Raw genomic sequence first — 6,962 nt, forward strand, 5'->3', positions numbered from 1 at the left:
GCAATTTTTTGAGGAGGCTTAAAATGTCTGAAAATAAAAATTATAAACAAATACTGGATAACTTTTATGACTATCTTTTCGGGGTTATTAAGCTTCATCGAGAAATGATACCTAAACTGAAAGATGAGCTGATGCTGATACAAAGCGGAAGTCTCGATGAATTAAGTATCAACCTGAATCATCAGCAGCTGTTTATTTATCAAACAAAGAATTTCACTGAGGATGTTGCGGGCTACATGAATGAACTTAATTTGACCGGAAAAAATTTATCTGAAGTCATCAAGCAGCTTCCCATGGACGAACAGCTGCGGTTTGATGAACTGCTCAGTCAATTTGAAAAAACCAGTAGGGAAATCCAGTTTTACAAAGAAAAATGTCAAACTCTTCTTGAAATGAAACTTCATCAGGTCAAGAAGAATATCGCCCAATCGAAATTAAAGAGTGATAAAACAACGTATCAGGAAGATGGCACAGAAGTGGGGAGTATCAACTTGCCAAGGGCTTTTGAGAAAAGTATTTAAATAAAGGAGAAATAATATGGCTGGATCTTTTGTATCATTTCAAGTGGCTAGTAGAGCACTGGAAGCAAGTCAGGCATCGATTAATGTAACTGGGAATAATATCGCGAACGTCAATACGGATGGGTATACCAGACAACGGGTGGATGTTAATGCCGTTACTTCCAGCGGTGCTACGGAGAAATATGCCAACAATGAAGCAAAAACTGGTCTTGGCGCCGAAGCCGTCAGAACCACTCAAACACGAGATGCTTATCTTGATACGCGTTACCGTAACCAAAATGCGGAAACGAGTAGTTACAATACCAAGGTTTCGGGTTTGACGGATTTACAGAGTGTTTTTGATGAAGCGGATACAGCGGCCCTTCAAAGTGAATTGTCTAGCTTTACTAAAGATTTGCAGACTTTTTCACAGACTCCGACCAGTTCGGATATTGCCGAAACCATCCTGGCATCGGCTCAAAAGGTAACCCAGTACATCAATATGTATGCCGACCGCGTTGCCGAAGTCAAGACGGAACAAGTTCAGAATTTAGATATTGCGGTTAACAGTGATTTCAATACGGATGTTAAAAACATCGCAAGTTTAAATGGACAAATTAGAGAAGAAGAAATACACGGCAATACACCCAACGATTTATATGATCAGAGAAATAGTCTCATTGATAAACTGTCAAGCGTTGCTGCCATTAAAGTCAGCAGTACCCCGGAAAAGATTTCGAATGATTTAACCATCTCAAATTTAAGTATTTCCATTACCGATCCCACGACAAACAAGAGTATTACAATTGTCGATAAGGACAAGTACGGCGCCTTAAGTTATAAAGATGATACGGCAACTGATACGATCAGCCTTTCAATGACGGATGCCAAAGGGAATGACCAAACGAATGTCAATAATTATTTTTCTAATGGTACGGTTAAAGGCTATTTAGACATTCTTAACGGCAAAGGAAGTTATGCAACAGGAACTGAGAACACGGCCCAGGGAATTTCTTATTATTCAAAGACGATGGATATTTTTGCAAATAAATTTGCCAGCGTACTCAATGATATTAATGCCAATGTTACAACCACGATAACAAATACCGATGGCACAACAACGTCAACGGTGGCTCCTGGAACTGCAAAACCTTTGTTTACCAGTTCGGATGGAAGCTCAACCAATAACATCACCGCGGCAAATATTCAGGTATCATCGGCATGGTTGAAAAATGCGACCTATATTACGACAACCCCAACCACAGCGAGTACCACGTCTGGAAGTAACGACAATATTCTGCGAATGGTTTCAGCCATGAATGATGACCAGAAATTTGACTATACACCAGAAGGTAGTACCACTAAAAGTATCGTTTTTACCGGGAGTTACAATAAATATATGACTTCTTTGTTGACCGGCCTTTCCACCGATGTGAAGCTTAACACCAGTTTTCAGACGACAGCTAAAAGTGTATTGGCTACAATTAACACCTCAAGAGAATCTGTTTCAGGGGTTTCGCTTAATGAAGAAGGCGTTAACCTGACCGCTTATCAAAAAGTCTATAATGCGGCCGTTAAGTATTTTAATATTCTGGATGAAAATCTTGATAAGATCATTAATACAATGGGAACTTGATTCAGCGGTGCGATTTTAGCAAAGCTAAAGATAACTTAGGAAGGAATGAATAAAAAATGAGAATTACATATAAAATGACAACCGGAAATTACAATACGAATTTAAATAATCTTTCCACAGATTTGGACAAGCTAAACAACCAGGTTGCCACCGGTCGAAAATTTTCAAGCACTTCCGAGGATGTATCATCAGCCGTTAAAGCCTATCAGGTCAGAAGAGATTTGACAAAGGTGGAAGGCTACCAAAATAATATCGACTCGTCCCAGGATTTTATGGACAACTCTGAATCGACCATCAGCGGAATGCAGACCTCGCTTTTAGAAGCAACGGATAAAACACTGCAGGGAATGAACGGCACCCAAAGTGTGGATGAACGTAAGATTATTGCAACCCAGCTGCGTACTATCCAAAGCGAATTACTGGATACGCTTAACACCAAGTCATCGGATACTTATATTTTCGGTGGCAGTAATACCAGAACAGCACCGTTTACCGTTACGGATGGTAAACTGGTCTATAATGGTGAAAAAGTAGATGGTTTGACGGATGGAAGTACGGTATTAAAGAATCTGCAGAGTGATTCTCTCTATGTCGATATTGGGTTGGGGGTGTCTTTCGACAAAACTTCAGGTGAAGTCGATAAAAATTCAGTGTTCAGCTATTCGACTCCGGGGATTGATCTGGTTGGCAACGGCGTTTCAAAAACAGCCACAACGGATGCATCCGGAAATGTTCTTAAAGATACCGATGGAAATATCATATATGCTGATGATAAGGTTACAATAGCTGGAAAGTCACAAACTATTTCAAATAATGTTTACGATCTGCTCGGACAGATTGCCAGTGAGTTTGAGTCCCCCAGTTATTCTTTTGACACGATGAATACGCTCTACGGCAAATTTCAGCAAGCAACCCAGAATCCCAGCCTCTCCGTAACTAAAATAGGAGCAAAAACCAATTATTTAACAGCGATGACGTCACGGTATGAAGACCAGAATTATAACTTAGAGAAAAAACAAACGGCCGTAGAAGGGGTTGATGCCGCTTCTGCCTATCTGGAATATTCAACCCAGCAGGTAGCGTATAAAGCCGCTCTTCAAATGGGAAGCAAGCTCATTCAGCAATCCGTTTTTGATTACATGTCATAATTTAAAAATTTATCGGATTAATTCTTGTAGGAGGAGAGATGGAACCTTTAATTACAATTGAAACTGTCCCAATAGAGATCAAATTTGTAAAAAAAGAACCGCTGAAGTTATCAGCGGTTAATTCAACCCAGGTCAGCGTCGCTCAGGAAGACGGGAAAAAAAGCATCACGTCTAATCCGATTCGGATTCCCATTCAGGATTCTTTTAAGCCGAGTTCCACGTATAATTGGGATCATTCAACTTATACGGCAACAGCGGATTATGGTGAAGATGGAAATTTGAATCTCAACATTCAAATGGAAGATGGCGATGCCCAGGCAATCCGTTTTGAACAATCAACCAGAGACATCAATTCCATCGCCGGCCTATTACCAACCACGCCGCAAAGCGGGAACGATGAACAAAACAATATGGAAATCAGCTTTAACATGAGCGGGCTTTCCAGTAGTACGGCAACGGCTGATAATACCGATACCCAGTTTTATCCACCGGATCTGGAATTAGTCGTAACGCAGCGGCCGGATGTGATTATTAAATATGTTGGCGGACCCATCTATGTTCCGCCGAGTTCCAATCCGGATTACAAACCGATAGAAGGAGTTGGACCGTTATATGTTCCGCTCAGTGCGGCGCCTGACTACAAACCGGCGGCTGGAAGTGCCGAAAAGGTTTCAAATGGAGAAGGACAAAAACTTGATCAAAGAGTCTAACTTCACTCAATTGCCGTTATATCTTAATCTGAAAAGTAAAATAAAATTCTTTAAATGCTTGGGAAAACACCAAAACAATTTAGAGAATTTTTTTATTTTTTGAAAAAGAACCCTAAAGTATTTTATAACCGGGACGATATAAATAGTAAGAGCGCAAGAGCTAAAGCAGTTGGCCGATTTCGTACCGGTTCAAAGTTCGAAATTGTTATCCAGTATCAGAGCGATTGACGGATTGACAAAATGAAAATACTTTAGAAAAAAAATACTTTTTTCTAAAGTATCCGGAAAGATGGTCGATATAAATAACAAGAGCGAAAAAGCTTAAACATTTGGCAGACCTTGCGTACGAAGGAAGGCCTAAACAATTCCCCAGGCCGGGGGTCATCGGTCAATAAAAAAATGGAGGAACAAAAAAATGAGAATCAATCATAACATCGCAGCGTTAAACACTTATAACAAATTGGCAGCGAATACAGCCGCAACATCTAAATCGCTGGAAAAATTATCATCCGGTTTGAAAATTAACAAAGCTGGAGACGATGCAGCCGGTTTAGCAATTTCAGAAAAAATGCGTGGACAGATTAGTGGTTTGGATACAGCTTCCAATAATGCTAATGATGGTATTTCCTTGATCCAAACAGCTGAAGGTGCTTTAAGCGAAACCCATTCAATTTTACAGAGAATGAGAGAATTGGCTGTTCAGTCTTCAAATGATACCAATACCACATCGGATCGTAAAGAAATTCAAAAGGAAATCGATCAGTTGACTTCAGAAACAGACCGAATTTCCACAGATACAGAATTTAATACTCAGAAACTTCTGAATGGGGATAAAGCAACAAAAGTAAATACAAATAGCTATGCAGGCATTACAAGTTCTGCTGATGTTAGCGTAGATGCCAGTGTTGCAACAGGTAGCTATACAGCGAATGTAACTATTTCAGCTGCCTCAGGTACAACAGGAACTTTTACGCAGAAATCGACAAAAACGGATGATGCAAGTGGAGCCGTATCAAGTTTTAGTGCGTCTGGAGCAGTCGGAGGAACATATTCAGGATCAGTAGTACGTAGTACTTCTGCAGCGCTTTCAGGGACTATTGCACTTGAAAGTGGAAGTGGCACTGTCGCTTTCGCCAGTGGTCTTGGATTAGATGCAGATACTTATACATTAACAATGACACAAAAAGATACGTCTGGTGATGCATATACATTGACAAGTGCGGATGGAACAGTTTCAATAAAATTCTCTGGTGCTAGTGGCGCTACAGCGCTAACCTTTAGTGGTCAAGTTATAACTCTGAGTACTTCTGGTGCTGCTGTGAATGATGCATCAGTATTTAAAGTTTCAAATGCATTCAAACTTGGAGCAAGTGGTACGGCAACTGCTTCGAGTGGCACAACAAGTGGTGTTACTGTTTCGTTGGCAAACACTGCAAAGATTGGGAGTACATTTACCATTAGTGTTGGTGCTTCCGGTGCGCCTACTTTGGATCTAACAAAAGCTGATTTGGATAAAGGAACTTATACTATAGCGGTTACTAATTATAATAAATCCGGTAATACTGCAACAATAACTCTTCAGGATTCTAAAGGAAATACTGTCAATAATGCGTCTGGAACGGCTTATCAGTATAGTGGTAGTTTAGCTAGTGCTATAAGTGTTGCAGGTATTGATGTAACAGGAACCTCTGTTACAGGTAATAGCACGAGTTCATTTACAATTGATAAGGCGCAGGTATCAAAAGTCAGCTTAACAGATGCTACAGGTACGGAAGTTACGGGTTTAACATTTAAATTAAATGCTGCTGCTGCAGATGGAGACACCTTTAAAGTTGATGTTGATTCAAGTAATGAGATGAAATTCCAGATTGGTGCCAATGAAAAACAGAGTACTTCGTTATCAATTGCTGCGATGGGATCAAAAGATTTAGGAATTGATAAATTAGATTTAACAACACAAAGTGGTGCAGATGCTGCAATCACAACGATTGACGATGCTATTACAGCAGTATCATCAGAACGTGCAAAACTTGGTGCTGTACAAAATCGTTTGGAACATACCATCAACAACTTAAGTACATCATCAGAAAATGCAACATCAGCTGAATCTCGTATCCGTGACGTTGATATGGCAAAAGAAATGACAGAGTTCACTAAGAATAATATTCTTTCTCAGGCTGCTCAGTCAATGCTTGCTCAAGCCAATAAACAACCACAGAATGTTCTTTCATTATTACAATAATTAATTACAATATATTTGATTCTATGAATGATTTTCAATAAAAAGGCCACCTTCGGGTCAATGTCATTAACTTAAGCAATATAGGTAAAACGAATCATGGCAACTCTCTTTATTTTCGAAGAGAGTTGCTTTTTAAAATACAAAATCTGTTTATAGCTAACTTTAATAAAGGTTTTTCAAAAGGTATGTTTTTCTAGTAGCTGCGTTTTTTCGTAATCGGGTACTTTATAGCTGGATGCTTCTTTGATCGCGGGTAATGACGATTCTCCCGGATTGGAACAATATTGTTAGCGATTGCCTGAATAATTGCCTTGAAAATCACTTCTCTTTTCTCCGTATTATCTTCCAGCGCCATATGAATCAAGTCTTCCTTGATAATGCCGATAGCCATATTGACATTGATCGTCATTTTATATTGATAGTTCTTCTGCCTGTTTTTTTTCTGCTGCTCCATTTCTGCATCTCGGATCATGTCCTGAGTGATATTATATAAGTAATGCCTACTGAATAATTACAAATTTTTGATAATAGCTATTCCCGTTCAATTCCGGCATAAAAAACTGAAAATGGGCATAAAGAACCTTTCGCAGGTTCAAAACGTAAGTGCCTCAAAAGATGGCGTATAGCAAGTCTGATCGAAACCTGCTATACTGATCACATCATTATTTGAGGCACTTTTTGTATTTGTGATTGAGTCTGCACACCTCGGGCAATTCCTGAGACCAT

6 protein-coding genes are annotated in these 6,962 nt (G+C 39.5%); 5 read left to right on the top strand and 1 reads right to left on the bottom strand.

The genetic code is table 11. The features are described from left to right. Positions 1 to 23: 23 nt before the first annotated feature. The 5 genes from flgN (at position 24) to FZC41_RS17745 (ending at position 6,236) form a co-directional block, all read left to right on the top strand. Positions 24 to 521 (top strand): flagellar export chaperone FlgN, encoded by a 498-nt coding sequence (flgN, locus tag FZC41_RS14890; protein ID WP_148568236.1) that lies wholly within the window; start codon positions 24 to 26, stop codon positions 519 to 521. A gap of 16 nt (positions 522 to 537) precedes the next feature. Beyond that, positions 538 to 2,136: a flagellar hook-associated protein FlgK gene (flgK, locus tag FZC41_RS14895; protein WP_148568237.1), complete on the top strand. Its 1,599-nt coding sequence runs from the start codon at positions 538 to 540 to the stop codon at positions 2,134 to 2,136. 56 nt (positions 2,137 to 2,192) lie between these two features. After that, a complete protein-coding gene (gene flgL / locus FZC41_RS14900; RefSeq protein WP_148568238.1) occupies positions 2,193 to 3,284 on the top strand; it encodes a flagellar hook-associated protein FlgL in 1,092 nt (363 codons plus the stop codon). Between the two features lie 38 nt (positions 3,285 to 3,322). Continuing rightward, entirely contained in the window at positions 3,323 to 3,994 is a 672-nt protein-coding gene (locus FZC41_RS14905) for a hypothetical protein (RefSeq protein WP_148568239.1), read from the top strand. A 415-nt stretch (positions 3,995 to 4,409) separates the two neighbouring features. Further along, entirely contained in the window at positions 4,410 to 6,236 is a 1,827-nt protein-coding gene (locus tag FZC41_RS17745; protein ID WP_148568240.1) for a flagellin N-terminal helical domain-containing protein, read from the top strand. A gap of 193 nt (positions 6,237 to 6,429) precedes the next feature. Here FZC41_RS17745 and FZC41_RS14915 read toward each other — a convergent pair whose 3' ends face one another. Further along, positions 6,430 to 6,690 (bottom strand): hypothetical protein, encoded by a 261-nt coding sequence (locus tag FZC41_RS14915; protein ID WP_148568241.1) that lies wholly within the window; start codon positions 6,688 to 6,690, stop codon positions 6,430 to 6,432. Positions 6,691 to 6,962 lie beyond the last annotated feature (272 nt).

Origin of the sequence: Acetobacterium paludosum, assembly GCF_008086595.1 — a bacterium.
Classification (GTDB): Bacteria; Bacillota; Clostridia; order Eubacteriales; family Eubacteriaceae; genus Acetobacterium; species Acetobacterium paludosum.

Excerpts from the sequence above, each read along its gene's own strand:
- flgN (WP_148568236.1), top strand. The coding sequence starts at position 24 with ATGTCTGAAAATAAAAATTATAAACAAATACTGGATAACTTTTATGAC.
- flgK (WP_148568237.1), top strand. The coding sequence starts at position 538 with ATGGCTGGATCTTTTGTATCATTTCAAGTGGCTAGTAGAGCACTGGAA.
- flgL (WP_148568238.1), top strand. The coding sequence starts at position 2,193 with ATGAGAATTACATATAAAATGACAACCGGAAATTACAATACGAATTTA.
- FZC41_RS14905 (WP_148568239.1), top strand. The coding sequence starts at position 3,323 with ATGGAACCTTTAATTACAATTGAAACTGTCCCAATAGAGATCAAATTT.
- FZC41_RS17745 (WP_148568240.1), top strand. The coding sequence starts at position 4,410 with ATGAGAATCAATCATAACATCGCAGCGTTAAACACTTATAACAAATTG.
- FZC41_RS14915 (WP_148568241.1), bottom strand. The coding sequence starts at position 6,690 with ATGGAGCAGCAGAAAAAAAACAGGCAGAAGAACTATCAATATAAAATG.